Genomic DNA, 20,786 nt, shown 5'->3' with positions numbered 1-20,786 from the left:
GTCTTGAAGACGATAAAGCGCGCCGGATATTTGTTCTGCTCGTGGCCCGCAGGGCCTCCGGATTCCGGATGATCGCGCATGGACGATCAAGCGTTGCCCGAGCCGCCGGCCGCACCATGTGGTAGGACCTGTGGTAGAATGGCGGCCGCCCGATAGCGCGTTCGATCCCGACATGTGCGAGGGATACCCCAGGCATGCCGGCACGACTGGCCGGCGGGATCCGATGCGGTGACGACGACTCCGTGAGCACCTACCGGTTCGACAAGCTGCTGGCGCCCCGCGCGATCGCCCTGGTCGGGTCCGTGGCGCGCGAGGGCTCGGTGGCGCGCAGCGTGCTGGACGGGCTACGGGCCGCGGGCTTCCCCGGCGCGATCCTCGCGGTACAGCCCGATCACGCGATCGTGGACGGCCTGCCCTGCGTCCCGCAGATCGCGGATCTGCCCACGATTCCCGACCTCGTCCTGATCGCGGTGCCGCCGCCGCGGGTGCCCGAGGTGGTCGCGCAGGCGGCTGCGGCCGGCGCAGGGGCGGCCGTGATCCTGACCGCTCGGCTCGGCTCCGGGCCGGACGATCCGGGGCCGACCGCGCACCGCATCGCCCGGGCGCACGGCCTGCGTCTGCTCGGACCCGACAGCGCCGGCCTGGCCGTCCCGGGGGCCAAGCTCAATGCCAGCCTGTTCGCCCACGCGCCGGCCGCCGGCGACATTGCCCTCGTCTCACAATCGGGCACGGTCGCGGCCGCCATCGTCGAGTGGGGCGCCCGCCACGGGACGGGCTTCTCGGCGGTTCTATCGCTCGGCAGCGTGCTCGATATCGGCGTGGCCGACGGCCTCGACTATTTCGCCACCGATTACCGCACCCGCGCGATCCTGCTCTGCCTGGACCGGGTTGCGGATGCCCGGCGGTTCATGTCGGCGGCCCGCGCGGCGGCCCGCGCCAAGCCCGTGGTGGTCCTCCGCGCCGGCCGGCACCGGCCCGACACCCGCGCGGCCGAGACCCATACGGGAGCGCTGGCCCGGCCCGATGCGGTCTACGCCGCGGCCTTCCGGCGGGCCGGCCTGCTGGCCGTGCAGGATCTCGACGAGATGTTTTCCGCCGTCGAGACCCTGGGGCGCCAGCGCCCGTTCCCCGGCGACCGGCTCGCGATCCTGTCGAACGGCCGCGGCATCGGTTTGTTGGCGGCCGACCGGTTGATCGAGCGCGCCGGCACCATGGCCGAAGCCGCCGAGGCGGAAGGGCGCCCGGCCGGCAATCCCCTCGATCTCGGCATCGACGCGGCGGGCCCGGCCTTCGCGGCCGCCCTGGAGCCGATCCTCACGGACCGCGTGAGCGACGCCGTGCTGGCGATCCATGTCCCCACGGTCCGCTCCGATGCGGGCGAAGTTGCCAACGCCATCGCCGATACGGTCAAGCGCGTCCGCGCCGGCCAGACGCGCAAGAAGCCGCTCTTCGCGGTCTCCCTCGGGGATGCCGAGGCGGCGCGGGAGGCCTTCGCCCGGGCCAGCCTGCCGCATTTCGCCACCGATTCCGAGGCGATCGAAGGGTTTTTGCACCTCGTGCGCTACCGCGAGGCGCAGGACGACCTGATGCGCACGCCGGACTCGCTGCCGCGCGACTTCTCCCCCGACACGGCCCGCGCCCGCTCGATCATCGCGGGGGCCCTGCGCCACGGGGCGTCGTGGCTCGATCCGATCGCGGTGAACGGCCTGCTCGAGGCCTACGGGATCCCGACCGTGCCGATCACGCTCGCCCCCGATAAGGACGCCGCGGCCGCGGCTGCCTGGCCGATCATCGCGGCGGGCGGCGCGGTGGCGCTGAAGGTCGTCTCCCCCGACATCGTGCACAAATCGGATATCGGCGGGGTCCATCTCGACCTCACCAGCGAGGCCGATGTCCGCGAGGCGGCGCGCAGCATCCTCAGCCGGGCGCGGCGCGAGCGGCCGGATGCCCGCGTCACCGGCTTTGCGGTGCAGCCGATGGTGCGCCGGGGCCAGCGCCGGGAACTCATCGCGGGTCTTGCCGAGGATCCCGTCTTCGGCCCGGTGGTGGTGTTCGGCCGGGGCGGCACGGCGGTCGAGGTGATTGACGACCGGGCGCTCGGCCTGCCGCCCCTCGACCTGATCCTCGCCCGCGACCTGATCGGCCGGACCCGGGTCGCCCGGCGCCTCGAAGGCTACCGGGACGTGCCCGCCGCCGATCTGTCGGCCATCGCGTTGACGCTGGTGAAACTGTCCCAGCTCGCCGCGGACCTGCCGCAGGTCCGCGAACTCGACATCAACCCTCTGCTGGCCGACGAGACCGGCGTGCTCGCCCTCGACGCCCGGGTGCGGATCGGCCGCTCGGAGCGCGGGGGGCACGGGCGCGGCCATCCGCGCTTCGCGATCCGGCCCTATCCGGCGGAATGGGTCCGGACCCTCAACCTCAAGGACCGCACGATCCGGGTGCGGCCCGTGCGCCCGGAGGATGAGGGGCTGTTTCTCAGCTTCTTCCAGGGGCTCGACCCGGAGGATCTGCGGCTGCGCTTCTTCGGGCCGGTGCGTGCCTTCAGCCATACCTTCCTGGCGCGCCTGACCCAGCTCGACTACGCCCGCGCCATCGCGTTCGTGGCCACCGAGGTGGACGTGGGCGGCGGCGAGCGCATGCTCGGCGCCGTGCGGCTCCACGCCGACGCCAACCATGAGAGCGGCGAATACGCGATCGCGGTGGGGCGCGACGTCCGGGGCACCGGGCTCGCCTTCGCGCTGATGCGCCTGATGATCGACTGGGCGCGCTCCGAGGGGATCGGCCGGGTCGAGGGTTCGGTGCTGGCCGAGAACCGGCCGATGCTGGCGGTCTGTCGGCGCCTCGGCTTCACGCAGGGGCGCGATCCGGAGGATCCGGGCTTGATGAAGGTGCAGTTGCCGCTGGCGGGCGGATCACCGGCCGGACGTTAGGCCCAGCGGCCCAAGTCCGATGGGCCACCGATCGATCGTTCCGATGCCGCCGTCTTTGCGCGCGGAGCGAAGCAATCCCGTTGCGCCACGATGTCCGTTGTCGCGCTGCCCTGGATCACTTCGCGCCGCGCGTGATGACGAACGTGCCGCATCGACGTCGCCGAACCGGCGTCAGTCGACGCGGACCGCCGGTTCCGAGGGCCGATGCGCCGCCCGGATCTTGGCCGGCTCGAGCTTGGCCGCCGGGACCGGTTTCGCGGCAGCGGGTGCGGTGGTCTTCCGAGCAGGGGCGTTGGCGGCCGCTGGCTTAACCCCGGCCGGCGCAGCCACGGCGTCGGCCGGCGGGATCGCCCCCGTGGCCGCCGGCTCCGGCGCCGGCGTGTCGAGCTTGTAGATGTCGTCGCGGAAATGCGCCTTCCCGTCCGGGGTGGCGTAGCCGGTGAGGTACACGAAGGTCACCGGCACGGGCTTGGGCAGCTTGATGTCCCGGCGCTCGCCGTCGGCGATGCCGGTCTCGATCTCGATCGGGCCCCAGCTGCTGCCCGGTCCGTTCGGCCCCTCCGTGCCCTGCAACAGCCAGCCGACCAGTTCCTTCACCTGACCGACCCGGACGCAGCCATGGCTGTGGAAGCGCACGCTCGCGGCGAACAGGGATTTCGCCGGCGTGTCGTGCATGTAGACGGCAAAGCGGTTCGGCATGTCGATCCGCACCTGACCGAGCGAATTGTCGAAGCCGGAATCCTGGCGCAGCGTGTAGTTGACCGCCTTCTCGCCCGCCCAGTCGATCTTGGTCGGGTCGACCTCGCCCGTGGCCCCGAGGATCCGGATGTGGTTCTTGGCGAGATAGCCCGGGTTCTTCCGCATCTGCGGGATGATCTCGTTCTTCACCACCGAGGCCGGGACCGTCCAGGTCGGGTTGAAGTTGATGTCGGTGATCCGGGTCTCCACCGTGGGCGTCGCCTTGTCGGGCGAGCCGACGACGGCGACGTAGCGGCGCACCACCGTGCCGCTCTCCACCGCCTCGACGGCGGCCGAGGGGATGTTGACCACGATGTAGCGCTCGCCGAACGGGAATTTCGAGCCCATCAGCCGGGCCGCCGACGCCGCGAGCTGCTTCTGGCGCACCGAAGCCGGCACGTTGAGCGCGTTGAGGGTGAGCCGGCCCAGGATGCCGCTGTCGGGCAGCCCGTGGCGGCCCTGGAAGGCCGCGAGCGCCGCCACAAGCGGCGGGTCGAGCCGGTCGCTCGGCGGCGCGTCGGCCGGCAGGTCGCCGGTGAGCGTCAGGTGGTGGCGCAAAGCCGGAATCGCCGGGCTGCGCTCGCCGGGCTTCAGGCGCGCGAGGTCTTCGGGCAGTTGCTCCCAGCCACCGGCCTCCGCGAAGGCCGCGTAGCGCTCGGCGGCGCGCAGCGTGTCGAGGAAGGTACGCGCGGTCAGGGTCGGGCTCGGGTCGGTGGAGACCTTGGCGTAGACCAGGGGGGCCGGCTCGCGCGTCCGCTTGGCGGCTTCCAGCGGCTTGCTGTCCGGCGCCGCGGCCTCGGCGGGCCTGGGATCGCTCGGCTTCGGCTCGCCGGATGCGGCTGCATTGGGCTTGAGCTCGACGGCCTTCGCGTCGGTGGCCTTGGACTCCGCCGTCTTGGACTCCGCTGACTTGGGCTCCTGACCCTTCGCGGCCGCGCCGTCCGGCGCGACCGGGGACGCCGTGGCGGCAGACGCGGCTGGCGGAACCGGTGCCGGGCTTGCCGGCGCCGCGGCCGTTGGCGCGCCCTGCGCCCGTGCATCGATGGAGGCGCCGAGGAGCGTCAGCAGCGACAGGCCGGCGCCGAGCGCGGCTCCCGGACGGGCATGACGGCGGGGACGGACCGGGCCCATACGCAACACTCCCGACGGCGCCCGACTCGGGGCGGATCGGCGGCATGATGGGCCGGCGTGGTTACCAATCTCCTCCTATCGGGACGGCGTTTCAAAGAGCAGATTCACCATCCCGCGACGTCTTTCGAAGCACCGCGGCGTCTACGGATGTCGGGGCGACCGAAAATACCCCTTATTGTTCGGCTCAGGGTTGTCCCTGCCGCAAAGGAGGAGCGACTCCCTCATGCCGGACTCTGGGAAGCGGGCCCCTGCGGTGATGCCTTACCTGCCGCAGCTCGACGGGGTGCGGGCGCTCGCCATCCTGATCGTGTTCGCGGCCCACTGCGGGTACAGCCACGTCGTCCCCGGGGGCTTCGGGGTCACGGTCTTCTTCTTCCTCAGCGGCTACCTGATCACCACCCTGCTGCGGATCGAGCGGGCGCGGACCGGCGCGGTCTCGCTCCCGGCCTTCTACCTGCGGCGGAGCTTGCGCATTCTGCCACCGATGTACCTGACCCTGCTCGCCGCGGGCGGGCTCTACGCGCTGGGGCTGCTCGACTGGATGCCGGTCGATCCGGCGGCGATCCTGGGGCAGGCGACGTTCCTGACGAACTATCCCGGCCTGTTCGGCACCGAGGCGGTGCTGCCCGTGCCCCTCTGGAGCCTCGCCATCGAGGAGCACTTTTATCTGGTTTTCCCCCTGGCCTACGTCCTGTGGCTGGGCCGCTTGCAACCGCGACGGGCGGCGCTCGCCTGCCTGGGGATCTGCGCTGCGGTCCTGGCGATCCGCTGCGTCAACGTATGGCGGCTCGCCGACTACAGCCTGAATTATTCCTGGACCCATACCCGCATCGACGCGATCCTGTTCGGCTGCTGCCTCGCTTTGTGGAACAACCCGGTTATCCCGGCGGACGCAGCGTGGCGGCCGAAGGCGTGGCACGTGGGCTTCAGCCTCGCGGTGATCCTCGGCACCCTGGCGGTGCGGGCGCCCGCCTTCCGCGAGACCCTGCGCTACACCCTGCAGAGCGCGGCCCTGTTCGTGCCCTTCGCCTACCTGCTGCACGGAGAAGGACCCGCGGTGCGGCTTCTCGCCAGCCGGCCGATGCGCCAGCTCGGGCTGTGGTCGTACAGCTTCTACCTCGCCCACATGGCCGTGGTGGCGCTGGTGCTGCACCTGTGGCCCGGCCTGCACGGCCTGTCGCTGATGCTCGCGGCCTTCCCGCCGACGCTGCTCTGGTGCTGGGGGATGTACACTCTGGTCGAGCGCCCCTGCGCGCACCTGCGCCGCCGGCTCCTGGCGGAACGGCCGCCCGAGCCGATCCTCGCCGATGGGGGCCGGCAGGCCGGGGTCACGCCCGCCTGAGTTTGTCCCGCGCGGCTGTATGGTCCGGCGCCGACGTGAAGGCGCCCTTCATGGCGTGCCAGAGGGGCTTGCGCCGGAATTGCGAATCCAGCGGCAGGGCCCGCTGGGGCAGACCGTCCGGCCGCTTGCGGTAGGGGTGGTCGTTCAGCCACGTGTCCGGGTCGTAGATGTCCCAGGTCAGCACGTCGAGGAGCGACGGCTCGTCCAGCACCACGTCGAGGTAGCGCCGCGCGAAGTCGGCCACCATCCGGTCGCGGGTCGGCACGTCGGAGGGAAAGACCCGGTCGTCGATGTCGAGCTCGGTGATCGCGATTCCGAGGCCCATCTGGCCGATCTCCCGCAGGAAGCGCCGGAGCTGGCCCTGGTCGATCGGGATCGTGCTGGTGAGGTGGGATTGCAGGCCGAAGCGCCGGATCGGCACGCCGCGAGACCGCATCGCCTCCAGCCGGCGCAGGACCTTGGTGCGCTTGGCCTCCATCCAGGGCGCGCCCTGCTCGACCGCATCCTCGTTCCACGTGCCGGCGGCCGCCGGGTCGGTCTCGTGCAGGATGCGGAAGGCGAGATCCACGTAGCCGGGCCCGATCGAGGCGAGCCAGGGCGAGTCGCGCAGGCCCCCGCCGCGGTCGGGATCGGCCTCGTTGCCCAAAATCTCGTTGACCACATCCCAGGCGACGATCTGGCCCCGGTAATGGCCCGCCACGGTCTCGATCCAGCGGCGCATGAAGTCTTCGCCTTGCGCCGCGCTCGCTCGTCCGAGCAAGGGGCCGACCCAGGGCGGGAGCGCCGCGTGCCAGACCAGGGTGTGGCCGCGCATCTTTTGGCCGTTCGCGCGGGCGAAGCGCAGGATCGCGTCGCCCCGGGCGAAGTCGGTCTGGCCCGGGGCCGGCAGCACCTCCTCCATCTTCATCTCGGTGCCGCAGACCAGAATGCCGCATTCCCGCGCCACCGCCTGCCGGTAGGCGGGCGTGGAATCGAACCGGTGGAACGGCACCTCGCAGCCGTAGAGCAGGCCCTTCGCGGCGGCCGCGGCCTGGAGGCTGTCGCTCGACCAGGATGGGCGGCCGAGCGGCCCGAACCCGGTGGGCGCGGCCCCCCGCGCCGCCGTGGCGAGCCCCGCGCAGGCCATCCCGGCGAGAACAGACCGGCGGCTCGGACAGATCGGCATGCCGTATCCTCGGGGTCGGTGGGATCACCGGCATCAGAGCATGCGGCGGCGGAGGTTACGATCCGCTGAGTCTGCGGGCGGCCTTCCGTTCGATCCGGTGCATCAACTCGCCTTCATCCGGCCTCGCCCCATCTGAAGGGCGCCATCCAGCCGAGGATTCCCTATGAGCCAGCATCCCGCCATCAGCCCCGGCCGCAGCGCCGTCGTCACCGGGGCCGCGAGCGGCATCGGGCTCGCCGCCGCGCAGGCCTTCGCGCGGGCGGGCATGAATGTCTGGCTCGCCGATCTGCCGGGGCCGGCGCTCGACGCCGCCCGCGCGGCCGTGGCCGAACTCGCCGCTGTCGAGGTCCGCGCGGTGCCGACCGACGTCTCCGACCGGGGTGCCGTGGAGGCCCTGGCAGCCGCCGTTGCGCGGGGCGGGCCGCCCGCCATCGTCATGTTGAACGCCGGGATCGAGGCCGGCGGCAAGCTGTTCTCGGATGCCGAGACCTGGACGCGGATCCTGGGCACCAACCTCTGGGGCGTGGTCAACGGCATCCACGCCTTCGCGCCCGGCATGATCGAGGGGGGCAAGCCCGGGGCCGTGATTGTGACCGGCTCGAAGCAGGGCATCACCACGCCGCCCGGCAACGCGCCCTACAACGTCTCGAAGGCGGGGGTGAAGGCGGTCACCGAGGCGCTCGCCCACGAGTTGCGCAACCGCGCGGGCTGCCAGACCACCGCCCACCTGTTGATCCCGGGCTTCGTCTATACGGGGCTCACCAAGGCTCGCGGCGTCGCCGAGAAGCCGGCCGGCGCCTGGACGCCGGAGGAGACCGTGTCGTTCCTGCTGGAGCGGTTGGCGGCGGGCGATTTCTACATCCTCTGCCCCGACAACGAGACCACCCGGGCGCAGGACGAGAAGCGGATCGCCTGGGCGGCGGGCGACATCATCGAGAACCGGCCGGCGCTCTCGCGCTGGCATCCGGATTTCGCCGAGGCGTTCAAGCAGTACATGGAGGGATAGGTGGCCCGGCGGCCGCGCCCGCCGGCGCGTATCAAGGAACCCATCTTCGGCCCGCCGGCCGCGACGGCGCGGGCAGCCTTCATCCGCTTCGGCAACGCCCTGCACCGGCAGGCCCATTTCGCGGATGCCGGCCTCGGGCCGGCCATGGGGCAGGTCGGGAATGACGGCCGAGCTCTCCTCGAAGCTGCGCTCGCAAGGCTGCCGAAGGCGGAGCATCGCCTCGTCTCGGAGTTCATCACCGAACTGACGGATGGCACCGTGACCTTCGCCGAGGCGCAGGCGATCTGGCGAGAGACGGAAAGCGACACGATGCGGAGCGTGTGGACCGACCCGGACGCGTTCCTGCGCTTCCTGCTTACTGTTCGGGATCGGATCGATCCCCATGCCTGGCCGGCCGGCAAGCCGCGGTTCCGTTCGGACGGGACCTTGCGAAAGGGAAGGCCATGAAGCGTCGTGCTCCTCGAAGCGGAGCAATCCGGTTGGCGCCACACGTTCCGATGTCGCGCTGCCCTGGGTCACTTCGCTGCGCTCGTGATGACGGAGGGGCGGGGCCGGCCGCGGGTGAATTTCTGTGGGACGATCGCATCCGCCGTCTTTGCGAGCGCAGCGAAGCAACCCAGGGCTCCGCGACGCCTGACGCATTCACGCGAGGTCGGGATACAGGTCGCGCCAATCCGGACTCATCACCTCGATCAGGGCGAGCTTCTTCTTTCGGGATCCAGCTTTGATCTGTTTCTCGCGTGTGATGGCCTCCGCCATCGTGGGATAAGGCTCGTACCAAACCAAGAGCTTGCAAGCATAGCGGCTCGTAAAGCCCACAAGCAGCACCTCGCGATGCTCATAGACGCGCCGGGGGAGGTTCGAGGTCACACCCGTGTAAAGCGTTCCGTTGCGGCGACTCGCCATGATGTAGACGGCCGGCTCGCGCATCGTTGCAGGCCTGTTGCTACGGTTGCGCAGGGCGACTCGCCGCGCGGTGCCCTGGGTTGCTTCGCTACGCTCGCAAAGACGGAAGCGCTTTATCACTCAACTTGGCATGACCGGATCGCTTCAGCCTTGGCACGCCGCACCCCTCGTCTGGCGAAGCGCTTGCACCCAGGTTAGGTGTGTGCGGCGCACACGCCGCGCGGGATCAGCGCACGACAACCGGGAGCCGCCCTTGGCCACGATCATCCCCGTCGCTTCCTTCGACTGCGTCGTCTTCGGTGCGACCGGCGATCTGACCGCACGAAAGCTTCTGCCGGCCCTGTTCTACCGCTTCCGGGACGGCCAGATCCCGGAGACCAGCCGGATCATCGGCGCCTCGCGCTCGGAGCTGTCGCGCGACGCCTTCCACGAGCACGCCCGCGACGCCCTCAAGCGCTTCGTGCCCGCCTCCGACCTGACCGAGGACATGCTCCAGCGCTTCCTCGACCATATCGACTACGTGGCGGTCGACGGCGCCGGCGACAGCGGCTGGGACGACCTCGTGGCCAAGCTCGACGAGCGGCCCGGACAGGTGCGGCCCTACTACCTCGCCACCTCCCCCGACCTCTACGGCTCGATCTGCCGCAACCTCGCGGCCCACGGACTCGTCGGCGAGAAGTCCCGCGTCGTGCTGGAGAAGCCGATCGGCAAGGATCTGAAATCGGCCCGCGCCATCAACGACGCGGTGGGCGAGGTCTTCCCCGAATCGCAGATCTTCCGGATCGACCACTACCTCGGCAAGGAGACGGTCCAGAACCTGCTGTCGCTCCGCTTCGCCAACACGATCTTCGAGCGGCTCTGGACCGCGGACGTGATCGATCACGTCCAGATCACGGTCGCCGAGACCGTGGGGGTCGAGGGGCGGGCGGGCTACTACGACACGTCGGGCGCCATGCGCGACATGCTGCAGAACCACATCCTGCAGCTCCTCTGCCTCACCGCGATGGAGAGCCCGCTCAACCTCGAAGCCAATTCGGTCCGCGACGAGAAGCTGAAGGTGCTGCGCGCCCTCAAGCCGATCACCGCCCACGACATCCAGTTCGCCACGGTCCGCGGCCAGTACGTGGCGGGCGCCGTCGACGGCAAACCCGTGGAGGGCTACCTGACCGAACTCGGTCATGAGAGCCGGACCGAGACCTTCGTGGCCATGAAGGTCGAGATCCAGTCCGGCCGCTGGGCCGGAGTGCCGTTCTACCTGCGCACCGGCAAGCGCCTGCCCCAGAAGCTCTCGGAGATCGTGGTGCAGTTCCGCGCCTCGCCGTTCTCGATCTTCCCCGAGGAGGCCTTCGGCCGCGAGCCGAACCGGCTGGTGATCCGCCTGCAGCCGCAGGAGGGCATGAAGCTCGAGGTGATGACCAAGGATCCGGGACCCGGCGGCCTGCGCCTGCGCCCGACCGATCTCGACATCTCCTTCGAGGAGACCTTCAAGCAGCGCTATCCGGACGCCTACGAGCGCCTGCTGATGGACGTGGTCCGCGGCAACGCCACCCTGTTCATGCGGCGCGACGAGGTCGAGGCCGCCTGGGCCTGGGCGGATGGCGTGCTCAAGGCCTGGGCCGACCGGCCGGAGGCGCCCCGGCCCTATCCGGCCGGCAGCTGGGGCCCGACCGCCGCCATCGCGCTGATCGAGCGCGACGGCCGGACCTGGCACGAGGAGCTGCGCTGACACGTCATCCCCCGCTTACGGCCAAGCTGCCATCATACCGTCAAGTGGGGAGATGAACTCTGCCCGTGCTGCCGGACACCGCCCCGCCAGAGGGCGGACACGGCCCTGCACGAGGGATCATCGCATGCTCGACACCTATCGGGACGCGGCCGCCCTGGCCGAGCGCCGCCTGGAACGCTCGGTCGCCGCCACCCTGCGCATCATCGCGGCCGCCCATGACGAACGGCAGGCCCCGCCGGTCTCCGCGGCCCGGCGCCGCCTGAGCGAGATCTACGGCGCCACCCGCCTCGCCCGGCGCCGGGAACAGGCGCAACACACGGCCTGAGACACGCCGTCTTTGCGAGCGCAGCGAAGCAACCCAAGTCGCCGCGCCACCTTCGGAGATGTCGCGCAGCCCTGGGTCGCTTCGCGACGCTCGCGATGACGTCCGCTACACGGCCGCGTCCCAGGTCTCGCTGAGCGGCACCCCGCCGCGGACGAGGCGGGCGCGCAGCACCACGTCGCCGGCCGGCATCGGCTCCGGCGGGCGCCACTCCACGTAGATCCGCCAGCCGCCGGTCTGCGGCACGAAATTCGAGACCGGGTCGTGCAGCGTGCCGGCGCTGGCCGAGACTTCCGCGGTCACCGCATCGTCCATCCCCTTCGGCAGGCTCGGCCCCTCGAAATCGATCACGCAGAGCCGCCGCTCCGGACGCGGCGGCGTCATGGGCCGCAGGCGCTCCGCCGAGCCGAATCGCGTCGAGGTCACCCGGGCGAGCGATGCCTCGGGGATCGCCGCCACGGGCTCGGCCCCCACGGTGGTCAGCCCGTAGGCAAGGTGCAGCGCCGTGCCTGGCTGCGCCGGCGCGGCCGGCACGAAGGCCGCCACGATGTTGTCCATGTACTCCTCGCCCGAGGGGATCTCGTAGAGCTGCACCGCGCCCGGCGCGAAGGCGCCCCCGGCGGGATCCGGGCTCACCCACAGGCCGGGCCGCGCCTCCTGGCGCGCCTCCACGTCGAGATAGGCGGCAAACTTTCGCTCCCGCTGCAGCAGCCCGAAGCCCGCTAGGGGCTTCGCCGCGAAGGCCGAGATCTGCGGCTGCCTGCGTCCGTTGACCAGCGGCCGCCAGAGCCGGTCGCGATGCGCCGGATCGCTGCCCGAGGCGACGCAGAGCCCGTCGGAATCGTGGACCTGCGGGCGGAAATCGTCGAACGGCTTGGCCCCCCGGGCGCCGGGCCCGTTCTCGCCAAACAGGAACATGCTGGTCAGCGGCGCGAGCCCCAGCCGGCCGATCGGCACCCGCGGATGAAGTGCGGCGGTGACCGCGATCCGGGCCGGGTCCCCGGGGCTGATCGCGAATTGGTAGGCGCCGGCCACGCTCGGGCTGTCGAGGAGCGAGAGCACCGTCAGGGTATGTGCCCCGGGCTCGGGCTCGCAGAGCCAGTGGGCGACGAAATCCGGAAACTCTTCCCCTTCGGCTGCGCCCGTGCCGATGGCGAGGCCCCGCGCCGAGAGCCCGTATTCCTGATGGGCCGCCCGCAGCCGGAAATACGAGGCGCCGAGGAACACTAGGAACTCCTCCTGGAACCCCTTCGGCCGCCAGGCGGGCGTATCGGGGAAGGCGTAGTGCAGGCGGAAGCCCGCGAAGCCGAGATCCCGCGCGAAGCTCTGGCCAGCGAGCCGGGGCCCGAGATCGAACAGCCGGCTCTCGTAGGGGATCGGGCGGGCGGGCCCGTCGAGCGGCTGAAGGTAGAGGTCCACGCGCTTGCGCTGCAGAAACCCGCGGTGGAAGAGCTGTGCGCTGAACAGCGGGCCGAGGCGTAGGCTCTCGGCGGCGCGGAACGTGATGGCCCGGTAGCCGTCGTAATCGAGCCCGGTGAGGGCGGCCGGCAGATCGTCCGGCGGGGCCGCGTAAGGCGCGGTGGCCCGGCGGGCGGCCGCCTCGGAGAGCGCCTCGAAGGTCATCCGGCCCTCAGACCCGCCCGCCGAAGGGATGCCCTGCGACGGAAGCGCCGGGCTTGCCCACGTTCTGGACCCATTCAGCTCGGCTACGCTAGGTAGAACCGTGCCGGCAGCCGCGGTCAGGACAGTTCGAAGAACGCGGCGCCGGGAGGGGGGATCGATCCGTTCGGCATCCGGCTGCTCATCCAGCCGGGTCGGCTCCGTGTCTTTGCCCCGCATATCGGTGTCCACGGTCATCGGCTCCCGGTCTCAGGCGGCGGGGCGGCCGGCAGCCTTCCACGGTCGAGTTCCTCGCGCCATGTTCCCTCGCACCACGCCGTCACGCGTCACCTCCGCCGCCGATCAGTCGCATCGGAACGCGTGTCCGGCCATGCCCGATCCGTCGGAACCGGCCAGCGTCCGCGAGGTGTGGACCGGCCGGCGCGCGGCGCGGGTCCTGCGCGCCCGGCGCCTCGCCTTGGCGGTGCCGACCCTCGCTACGGCCGGCGGTCTCGCGTGGCTCGCGGCCCTTGCCTACCCCGCGGGCGTCAGCCCGCTCGCCTGGACCGTGCTCGGGCTGTTCAGCCTCGTGATGGGCTGGCAGGCCTTCACCGCCTGCCAATACGCCTACGGGCTGGTCGCCACCCTGCTGGGCGACCGGGCGAAGTCGGTGCTGGAACGCCGATCCGCGATGGAGACGGCCGAGGCCGTCCCCGCCGGAGCCGGACGCACCGCCGCCGTGGTGGCGATCCACGCCGAGGATGCCGTGGCGGTCTTTGCCCGCCTGCGGGTGATGGCCCGCTCGCTCGCCGAGGCCGGGACCGAGGACATCGACATCTTCGTCCTGTCCGATACCCGCGACGGCGCGATCGCCGCCGTGGAGGAGCATGAATACGCGCGGATCCAGGCCTGGGCGTCGGCCGATCCGGCCCTGCCGCGGATCCGCTACCGGCGTCGGACCGAGAATGTCGGCCGCAAGGCCGGCAATATCGGCGAGTTCTGCCGGACCTATGGCGGCGAGTACGCCTTCATGATCGTCCTCGACGCCGACAGCCTCATGACCGGCGCCGCCATGGGCCGCCTGGCGCGCCTGATGCACGAGAGCCCCCGCACCGGCCTGATCCAGACCGTCTCGTACGCGGCGGGCCGGGACACGTTGTTCGCCCGCATCCAGCAATTCGCCGTGCGGCTCTACGCGCCTCTGGCTTTGCGCTGCCTGGAGACCTGGCAGGGGCCGGAGGGCAGCTACTGGGGCCACAACGCGATCCTGCGGGTCGAGGCCTTCACCGAGCACGCGCAGCTCCCCCGGCTGCCGGGCCGGGAGCCGCTCGGCGGCGAGATCCTCTGCCACGACATCGTCGAGGGCGCGCTGATGGTGCGCGCCGGCTGGGAGGTGCGGCTGCTGCCGGAGCTGGGCGGCACCTGGGAGGAGATGCCCACCAATCTGGTCGATCTCCTCGGCCGCGAGCGCCGCTGGTGCCAGGGCAACCTCCAGCACCTGCAAGTCCTGCCCTGGGCGGGCCTGCACGCCGCGAGCCGCTGGCATCTGCTGGTCGGCATCCTCTCCTACGGGGTGCTGCCGCTCTGGATCGCCTTCATCGGCGCCGCCGCGTGGCAGGCGGCCCGGACCGGGGATCTCGGCCTCCTGGCCTACGGGCTGACCGGGCACGGCCTGGCGGCCCACGCGCTCGCCGCCCTCAGCGTCACCGTGCTGGCCCTGCCGAAGCTCCTGAGCCTCGGCTACGTCCTGGCCTCCCCGGAGCGGCGCACCTCCTTCGGCGGGTCGCGTTCGCTCCTCGCCAGCGCCGCCCTGGAACAGGCGATTTGGGTGATCCTCTGGCCGGTCCTCACCCTGTTCACCGCCGGAGCCGTGGTGGCGACCTTCTTCGGACGGGTGGTGCGCTGGGAGACGCAGGATCGCGACGACCGGCAGGTCTCTTGGGGCGAGGCGTTCCGGCTCCAGGCCGACGCCGTGGTAGTGGGCGGGCTGATCGCCCTCGCGCTGGTCCTGGTCGGCAATGCGTGGCTCGCCCTCTGGCTGGCGCCGCTGGCGCTCGCGCTCCTCACCAGCCCGGCCCAGAGCGTCTGGACCAGCCGGGCCGATCTCGGCCGCCTCGCCCGGGCCCGCGGCCTGTTCCTGAACGCCGACGACACCGCGCAGGCGCCGGAACTCGCCGAGCTGGCGCAGATCCGCGGCCTGCCCGCACCCCATGGGACGGTTCATGCCCCGGTCCGCCCGGTGCCGCTGGAACCCGCCATCTGGCTCGCCGCCGACGAGGCCTGAACGACGACGCGGCGCCCGCCAGTCCCGGCGTCACGGCTAAGCTGCCACAGTGTTGCCATCGCGTCACGGGCGGTCGGATCCGGCTTTGTGAGCCGGTTTCAGACTTGGCTTTGGAGCGTGAGCGTTTACCCCTTGGCGAGGATCGGCACGGCATCGTGCCGCGGTCTTCGCCGCGTTCCCGCCAGAGTCCGCGCCTGCCCTGAGAGGCTTTGATGCGTCGTTTTCTTCCCGCCCTGATCGGGTTTTTCGGCGTGGCCGCCTGCGCCGCGCCGGCCCTCGCCTACGAGATCGACCCGCTGACTCGCCAGCCGCTGACCGATGCGCTCGCCGTGCGCGTGCGTCCGCAAGCCGTGGAGACCGTCGCGGTGCCGGTGGCCAACGCCGCCCTCAACACCGCCGACCCGCTGAACGCCGACGCGGCCGTTCCGCAGATGTCGGCGATCCCGCGGGAGATCGTGGCCTATAACGGCCCGTATGGCGCCGGTACGATCGTGGTCTCCACCGCCGAGCGGCGGCTCTACTACGTGATGGGCGGCGGGCAGGCCCTGCGCTACGGCGTCGGCGTCGGCCGTCCGGGCTTCACCTGGGGCGGCGTGCAGACCATCACGATGAAGCGCGAGTGGCCGGATTGGCGCCCGCCGTCCACCATGCTGAAGCGCCGGCCCGACCTGCCGCGCTACATGAAGGGCGGCATCGAGAACCCGCTCGGCGCCCGCGCCATGTATCTCGGCGGCTCGATCTACCGGATCCACGGCTCGAACGAGCCGGAGACCATCGGCACCGCCGTCTCCTCGGGCTGCATCCGCATGACCAACGACGACGTCATGGACCTCTACACCCGCGCCAAGGTCGGCACGAAGGTCGTCGTCCAGCGCTGATTTTGCTTCGAGACTTTTTGGGAGGGCCGGCCGTCAGGTCGGCCCTTTCGCGTTTCAGGGCAGCGTCACCAGCGCGTCCGGGCGCTTCACCTCGATCTCGATGAAGGCGATCGGGTGCTCGGACCCGTTCATCACGTCGTGCCGGATGCCGGCCGGGCGCATGTAGGATTGGCCCGCCGCGAGCGCCGTCTCGCTGACCGCCGCGCCGTCGTGCACGCGCAGGATGCCGTCCACCAGCATCACCACGAAATACGGCCAGCCGTGCTCATGCCAGCCGGTCACTGCGCCCGGCGGGAAGTCCCAGCGGGTGATGCGGATTGTGGCGTCGTCCTGCTGGACGGTGGGCGTCGCGGGGATGGTGCAGGCGAAGGCCATGTCGATCTCGTCTTTCGGAGCCGACGCCGCCCTACGGCGGCGTTGAACGAAAACAATTGTCTTGGCGATTAATGATCAACGAACATAGCATTGACCCCAACACGGGAGGGGTTCGATGGCTATGAAGCGGTTGATCGTCTGTTGTGACGGAACCTGGAACGACGCCGATTCCGGTGACGGTTTCACCAATGTCGTGCGGATCGCGCGGGCGATCAAAGCCGAGGACGACACCATCAAGCCCGGCACGAAGCAGATCGTCTATTATCATTCGGGCGTCGGGTCGGGCGGCGATGCCTTGATGCACGTGGTCGGCGGGGCGACGGGACTTGGATTGTCGCGCAACGTCCGCGATGCGTACGCCTTCATCGCCAACAATTATTGTCAAGGCGATGAGCTGTTCTTTTTCGGATTCTCGCGCGGCGCCTACACCGCCCGCAGCGTCGCCGGCCTGATCAACTGGGCGGGGATCCTGCACAAGACCGACATGGACGATTTCGCGCTGCTCTGGGAAGGCTTCAAGCTGCGCGGGGAGCCGAACGCCCGGGATGCGCGGACCTATTTTCCCGATCGGTACAAGGATGTGCCGATCAAGTGCATCGGTGTCTGGGACACGGTCGGGTCGTTGGGGAACCCGGGCTATCTCAATGCACTCCTGGCGAAGTTCTATCAGTTCCAGGATACGAACCTGGGCGTTCGCATCGAGAACGCGTTCCACGCCCTCGCCATCGACGAGCACCGGAAAGAATTCGTGCCGACCCTGTGGCAGAAACTGCCCGGCGCACCCGCCGAGCAACGGCTGGAACAGGTCTGGTTCGCGGGCGCCCATTCCAATGTCGGCGGCGGCTACGATGAGCATGGCCTCTCGGACGTGGCGCTCGCCTGGATGGTCGACCGCGTCGCCCCGATGCTGGCGATCAACGACCTGCACCTGCGGGATCGCCAAGACCGGCGCGCCACCTGGGGGCTCGGTCGGATCTACGACTCCGTGAGCGGCGTCTTCGCATTTCTCGACAGGACGAACCGGAATATCTGCGCGGGCTCCGACACGTTCGAGACGATTCATGAGAGCGTCGCAACACGATTCTCCGGCGGGGGGCAGCTGAAGGAAGGCCCTTACCAACCAAAATCCATGCCGGACGGGATCACCGCGGCGACACCGGTTCAGGACCTCGGCGATCTGGAGAAGGGGCTGCGCTGGCCGCAGGCCGATCCGACCCATACCGGTGGGACCAGCCGGCCGACGCCGCAGGCGACCGATCCCCTCATGCGCAAGCTCAACATCTGACCGGGGTTCGTCGCAGCGGCGGACGCGTCAATGGCAGCCGCACGAGCCCGAGCCACATCCTCCGCCGCTCTTGGCCGGACTCTTGGCCGGACCCTTGGCGGTGGCGTGGCGCGCCGTGTCACGGTCGAGGCCGCGCTCGGCGAGTTCGCTGAGATAGGTCTGCCAGCGGCTCTCGTACTCGCGGCCGAGCGTATGCAGGTAGCCCCAGCCGTAGATGCCGGTATCGTGCATGTCGTCGAAGCCGAGCTTGACCGCGTAATTGCCCACCGGCTCCACCGCCAGGATGGCCACGGACCTTTTGCCGCCGATCACCTTGCGCTCCAGCGGCGAGTGTCCCTGCACCTCGGCGGACGGGCTCGACACCCGCAGGTATTCGGCCGGCAGGGCGTAGCGCGCTCCATCCTCGAAGGCGACGTTGAGACTCCGCTTGTCCGCCGACAGGCGGATTTCGGTCGGCCACAGATCCTCGCTCACGGGTCACACTCCTTACGCAATCCGGGACTGCGGCCGCCGGCCTGCTTGCCCGCAACCGTTTGGCGCATCATATGCCGGACGATGCTCGATGACAGCTCCCTGACGCCGCAGACGATCGCGGCCGGTGCGCCCACGGCGCCCGCCCCGTTGATCGACCCGTTCCAGCGGGCGATCTCGTACCTGCGCATCTCGGTGACGGATCGCTGCGACCTGCGCTGTGCCTACTGCATGTCCGAGCACATGGAGTTCCTGCCCAAGCGCGATCTGCTCACCCTGGAGGAGCTGGATCGCCTCTGCGGGGTGTTCATCGCCCGGGGCGTGCGCAAGCTCCGGATCACCGGCGGCGAGCCGCTGGTGCGCCGGGACATCATGCACCTGTTCCGTCGCCTCTCCCGCCACCTCGATTCGGGGGCGCTGGAGGAGCTGACGCTGACGACCAATGGTACGCAGCTCACCCGCTACGCCGACGAGCTGGCGAGCCTCGGCGTGCGCCGGATCAACGTCTCGCTGGACACGCTCGACCCGCAGAAGTTTCGTGAGATCACCCGCCGGGGCGACCTCAAGGTGGTGCTCGACGGGATTGCGGCGGCTCGGGCCGCCGGCATGAAGGTGAAGATCAACGCGGTGGCGCTCCGCGACGTCAACGCCGACGAGATCCCCGACATGATCGCCTGGGCCCACGGCCTCGGCATGGACATGACGCTGATCGAGGTCATGCCGCTCGGCGAGATCGAGGCGGACCGGACCGACCAGTTCCTGCCCCTGTCAGTCGCTCGGCAGCGCCTGGAGACCCGCTACACCCTCACGCCGCTCCCTGACCGCACCGGCGGCCCCGCGCGTTACGTGCGCGTCGAGGAAACGGGCGGGAAGCTCGGCTTCATCACGCCGCTGACCCATAATTTCTGCGAGAGCTGCAACCGGGTGCGCCTGACCTGCACGGGCCAGCTCTACATGTGCCTGGGCCAGGAGGATTCGGCGGACCTGCGCGCGGTCCTGCGCGCCTCCCAGGATGACGCGGTGCTGGCGCAGGCGGTCGTCGAGGCGATCACCCGTAAGCCCAAGGGCCACGATTTCGTCATCGAGCGCCAGCGCCCGGCCGCTGTGCCGCGGCATATGAGCGTGACGGGCGGGTAGCGATCCCGTCTTCGCTCACGCTCGCAAAGACGGCGTGCTCACACCTCCTCGTCGGCGTAGCGCGACTGTTGCCGCCCGCGCTGCCCCGAGCCCCGGCGCGGCGCCCCCGCGCTGATCCCCGCCACCAGATCGGCGATGTGGCGCAGCGTCTCGACGGACAGCGCCTTCTCGCCCTCGCCGCGGCCCTGCGGGATCAGCGCCTTCGCGAAGCCGAGTTTCTGGGCCTCCTTCAGCCGGGAGCCGGCCTGCGCGACGGGCCGGATCGCCCCCGACAGGCCGATCTCGCCAAAATAGACCGTCTCGGGCGGCAGCACCGCCCCCGAGAGCGAGGAGACCAGGGCGGCCGCCACCGCCAGATCCGCCGCCGGCTCGGTGATGCGCAGGCCGCCGGCGACATTCAGATAGACGTCGTGGCTCCCGAGGCGGATGCCGCCATGGGCCTCCAGCACGGCCAGCACCATCGACAGCCGGTTTGGGTCCCAGCCCACCACCGCGCGGCGCGGCATGCCGAGCGAAGAGGGCGCCACCAGGGCCTGGATCTCGACGAGCAGCGGCCGGGTGCCCTCCATGCCGGCGAAGACCGCGGTGCCCGCCGCCTGCTGGTCGCGCCCCGCCAGGAACAGGGCCGAGGGGTTCGGCACCTCGCTGAGGCCCGCATCGGTCATCTCGAACACGCCGATCTCGTCGGTCGGCCCGAACCGGTTCTTCACGGCGCGCAGGATCCGGAAATGGTGGCCCTGGTCGCCCTCGAACGAGGCGACCGCGTCGACCATGTGCTCCACCACCCGGGGGCCGGCGATCTGCCCGTCCTTGGTGACGTGGCCCACCAGAATCACCGCCGTGCCGGTGGTCTTGGCGAAGCGGATCAGGGCCTGGGCCGAGGAGCGCACCTGCGTGACCGTGCCGGGGGCCGATTCCACCGTCTCGGTCCACATGGTCTGGATCGAGTCGATGATGGCGAGCGCCGGCGGGCGGCCCTGGCTCAGGGTCTCGACGATGTCCTCGACATTGGTCTCGGCGGCGAGCTGCACCGGGCGGTCGCTTAGGCCCAGCCGCTCGGCCCGCAGGCGCACCTGCCCCACCGCCTCCTCGCCCGAGATATAGGCGACCCGCTCGCCCGTCCCCGCCATGGCGGCGGAAGCCTGCATCAGCAGGGTCGACTTGCCGATGCCGGGATCGCCGCCGAGCAGGATCACCGAGCCGCGCACGAAGCCGCCGCCGGTCACCCGGTCGAGCTCGCCGATCCCCGAGGGGATGCGCGGCGCCTCCTTGGCCTCGCCGGTGAGACCTTCGAGCGGGAAGACCCGGCCGCGGTTGCGCGACGGCCGCGTCGCGGCAGGCCCCGACTGGCCGGGGGCGGAGGGCGCCTCCTCGACGATCGTGTTCCAGCCGTTGCAGGCCTCGCAGCGCCCGCGCCAGCGGTTGTAGACCGCCCCGCAGGACTGGCAGACGAAGGTCTGATGGATCTTTGCCATACAGGTCCGGGCG

17 protein-coding genes are annotated in these 20,786 nt (G+C 70.6%); 10 read left to right on the top strand and 7 right to left on the bottom strand.

Features of this window, described 5'->3' with window-relative positions:
• Positions 1-242: 242 nt before the first annotated feature.
• Positions 243-2,933, top strand: a complete 2,691-nt coding sequence (locus BLQ49_RS22540; protein ID WP_091720201.1) for a bifunctional acetate--CoA ligase family protein/GNAT family N-acetyltransferase — start codon at positions 243-245, stop codon at positions 2,931-2,933.
• A gap of 171 nt (positions 2,934-3,104) precedes the next feature.
• Here BLQ49_RS22540 and BLQ49_RS22535 read toward each other — a convergent pair whose 3' ends face one another.
• Positions 3,105-4,802 carry a L,D-transpeptidase family protein gene (locus tag BLQ49_RS22535; protein WP_091719938.1) on the bottom strand — a complete coding sequence of 566 codons (1,698 nt, stop codon included), beginning with the start codon at positions 4,800-4,802 and terminating at the stop codon, positions 3,105-3,107.
• A gap of 223 nt (positions 4,803-5,025) precedes the next feature.
• Between BLQ49_RS22535 and BLQ49_RS22530 the strand changes: the two genes are divergently transcribed.
• Positions 5,026-6,144 carry an acyltransferase family protein gene (locus BLQ49_RS22530; RefSeq protein ID WP_091719935.1) on the top strand — a complete coding sequence of 373 codons (1,119 nt, stop codon included), beginning with the start codon at positions 5,026-5,028 and terminating at the stop codon, positions 6,142-6,144.
• Here the strand turns inward: BLQ49_RS22530 and BLQ49_RS22525 are convergent.
• Positions 6,131-7,309 (bottom strand): endo-1,4-beta-xylanase, encoded by a 1,179-nt coding sequence (locus BLQ49_RS22525; RefSeq protein WP_091719933.1) that lies wholly within the window; start codon positions 7,307-7,309, stop codon positions 6,131-6,133. The two genes, BLQ49_RS22530 and BLQ49_RS22525, sit on opposite strands and share 14 nt — an antisense overlap.
• A 163-nt stretch (positions 7,310-7,472) precedes the next feature.
• Here BLQ49_RS22525 and BLQ49_RS22520 point away from each other — a divergent pair, with 163 nt between their 5' ends.
• Together BLQ49_RS22520 and BLQ49_RS22515 are read left to right on the top strand one after the other, a co-directional pair.
• Positions 7,473-8,315: an SDR family NAD(P)-dependent oxidoreductase gene (locus BLQ49_RS22520; protein WP_091719929.1), complete on the top strand. Its 843-nt coding sequence runs from the start codon at positions 7,473-7,475 to the stop codon at positions 8,313-8,315.
• Complete coding sequence (locus BLQ49_RS22515; RefSeq protein ID WP_091719926.1) at positions 8,316-8,762, top strand: hypothetical protein; 447 nt, start codon at positions 8,316-8,318, stop codon at positions 8,760-8,762. It begins immediately after the preceding gene.
• Between the two features lie 195 nt (positions 8,763-8,957).
• Here BLQ49_RS22515 and BLQ49_RS22510 read toward each other — a convergent pair whose 3' ends face one another.
• The gene (locus BLQ49_RS22510; RefSeq protein ID WP_091719923.1) at positions 8,958-9,245 is read right to left on the bottom strand and encodes a GIY-YIG nuclease family protein; all 288 of its coding nucleotides are present in this window, start codon (positions 9,243-9,245) and stop codon (positions 8,958-8,960) included.
• 229 nt (positions 9,246-9,474) lie between these two features.
• On the opposite strand from BLQ49_RS22510, the gene zwf reads away from it, so the two are divergent.
• Positions 9,475-10,947 (top strand): glucose-6-phosphate dehydrogenase, encoded by a 1,473-nt coding sequence (zwf, locus tag BLQ49_RS22505; RefSeq protein WP_091719919.1) that lies wholly within the window; start codon positions 9,475-9,477, stop codon positions 10,945-10,947.
• Positions 10,948-11,071: 124 nt separating this feature from the next.
• Positions 11,072-11,272, top strand: coding sequence for a hypothetical protein (locus tag BLQ49_RS22500; RefSeq protein WP_091719917.1), 201 nt, complete (start codon positions 11,072-11,074; stop codon positions 11,270-11,272).
• Between the two features lie 105 nt (positions 11,273-11,377).
• Here BLQ49_RS22500 and BLQ49_RS22495 read toward each other — a convergent pair whose 3' ends face one another.
• A complete protein-coding gene (locus BLQ49_RS22495) occupies positions 11,378-12,892 on the bottom strand; it encodes an OpgD/OpgG family glucan biosynthesis protein (RefSeq protein ID WP_091719913.1) in 1,515 nt (504 codons plus the stop codon).
• A 367-nt stretch (positions 12,893-13,259) separates the two neighbouring features.
• On the opposite strand from BLQ49_RS22495, the gene mdoH reads away from it, so the two are divergent.
• Positions 13,260-15,152: a glucans biosynthesis glucosyltransferase MdoH gene (gene mdoH / locus BLQ49_RS22490; RefSeq protein WP_244507723.1), complete on the top strand. Its 1,893-nt coding sequence runs from the start codon at positions 13,260-13,262 to the stop codon at positions 15,150-15,152.
• Positions 15,153-15,364: 212 nt separating this feature from the next.
• A complete protein-coding gene (locus BLQ49_RS22485) occupies positions 15,365-16,030 on the top strand; it encodes a L,D-transpeptidase (RefSeq protein ID WP_091719906.1) in 666 nt (221 codons plus the stop codon).
• Between the two features lie 54 nt (positions 16,031-16,084).
• Here the strand turns inward: BLQ49_RS22485 and BLQ49_RS22480 are convergent, their stop codons facing one another.
• Positions 16,085-16,405, bottom strand: a complete 321-nt coding sequence (locus tag BLQ49_RS22480; RefSeq protein WP_091719903.1) for a cupin domain-containing protein — start codon at positions 16,403-16,405, stop codon at positions 16,085-16,087.
• 115 nt (positions 16,406-16,520) lie between these two features.
• On the opposite strand from BLQ49_RS22480, the gene BLQ49_RS22475 reads away from it, so the two are divergent.
• Positions 16,521-17,690 carry a DUF2235 domain-containing protein gene (locus tag BLQ49_RS22475; protein ID WP_091719900.1) on the top strand — a complete coding sequence of 390 codons (1,170 nt, stop codon included), beginning with the start codon at positions 16,521-16,523 and terminating at the stop codon, positions 17,688-17,690.
• 27 nt (positions 17,691-17,717) lie between these two features.
• On the opposite strand, the gene BLQ49_RS22470 is transcribed toward BLQ49_RS22475, so the two are convergent.
• Positions 17,718-18,164: a gamma-butyrobetaine hydroxylase family protein gene (locus BLQ49_RS22470; RefSeq protein ID WP_091719898.1), complete on the bottom strand. Its 447-nt coding sequence runs from the start codon at positions 18,162-18,164 to the stop codon at positions 17,718-17,720.
• An 81-nt stretch (positions 18,165-18,245) separates the two neighbouring features.
• On the opposite strand from BLQ49_RS22470, the gene moaA reads away from it, so the two are divergent.
• The gene (gene moaA / locus BLQ49_RS22465; protein WP_091719895.1) at positions 18,246-19,298 is read left to right on the top strand and encodes a GTP 3',8-cyclase MoaA; all 1,053 of its coding nucleotides are present in this window, start codon (positions 18,246-18,248) and stop codon (positions 19,296-19,298) included.
• A gap of 38 nt (positions 19,299-19,336) precedes the next feature.
• On the opposite strand, the gene radA is transcribed toward moaA, so the two are convergent.
• A complete protein-coding gene (radA, locus tag BLQ49_RS22460) occupies positions 19,337-20,773 on the bottom strand; it encodes a DNA repair protein RadA (protein WP_091719892.1) in 1,437 nt (478 codons plus the stop codon).
• Between the last annotated feature and the right edge of the window lie 13 nt (positions 20,774-20,786).

Source organism: Methylobacterium phyllostachyos (genome assembly GCF_900103445.1).
Taxonomy (GTDB): domain Bacteria; phylum Pseudomonadota; class Alphaproteobacteria; order Rhizobiales; family Beijerinckiaceae; genus Methylobacterium; species Methylobacterium phyllostachyos.
The sequence above is the reverse complement of the archived record's forward strand: the minus strand, read 5'-3'. Positions and strand labels throughout refer to the sequence as shown.

Coding starts and splice junctions, on each gene's coding strand:
- BLQ49_RS22535 (WP_091719938.1), bottom strand. CDS start 4,802: ATGGGCCCGGTCCGTCCCCGCCGTCATGCCCGTCCGGGAGCCGCGCTC.
- BLQ49_RS22530 (WP_091719935.1), top strand. CDS start 5,026: ATGCCGGACTCTGGGAAGCGGGCCCCTGCGGTGATGCCTTACCTGCCG.
- BLQ49_RS22525 (WP_091719933.1), bottom strand. CDS start 7,309: ATGCCGATCTGTCCGAGCCGCCGGTCTGTTCTCGCCGGGATGGCCTGC.
- BLQ49_RS22520 (WP_091719929.1), top strand. CDS start 7,473: ATGAGCCAGCATCCCGCCATCAGCCCCGGCCGCAGCGCCGTCGTCACC.
- BLQ49_RS22510 (WP_091719923.1), bottom strand. CDS start 9,245: ATGCGCGAGCCGGCCGTCTACATCATGGCGAGTCGCCGCAACGGAACG.
- BLQ49_RS22500 (WP_091719917.1), top strand. CDS start 11,072: ATGCTCGACACCTATCGGGACGCGGCCGCCCTGGCCGAGCGCCGCCTG.
- BLQ49_RS22495 (WP_091719913.1), bottom strand. CDS start 12,892: ATGACCTTCGAGGCGCTCTCCGAGGCGGCCGCCCGCCGGGCCACCGCG.
- mdoH (WP_244507723.1), top strand. CDS start 13,260: ATGCCCGATCCGTCGGAACCGGCCAGCGTCCGCGAGGTGTGGACCGGC.
- BLQ49_RS22485 (WP_091719906.1), top strand. CDS start 15,365: ATGCGTCGTTTTCTTCCCGCCCTGATCGGGTTTTTCGGCGTGGCCGCC.
- BLQ49_RS22480 (WP_091719903.1), bottom strand. CDS start 16,405: ATGGCCTTCGCCTGCACCATCCCCGCGACGCCCACCGTCCAGCAGGAC.
- BLQ49_RS22475 (WP_091719900.1), top strand. CDS start 16,521: ATGGCTATGAAGCGGTTGATCGTCTGTTGTGACGGAACCTGGAACGAC.
- moaA (WP_091719895.1), top strand. CDS start 18,246: ATGCTCGATGACAGCTCCCTGACGCCGCAGACGATCGCGGCCGGTGCG.
- radA (WP_091719892.1), bottom strand. CDS start 20,773: ATGGCAAAGATCCATCAGACCTTCGTCTGCCAGTCCTGCGGGGCGGTC.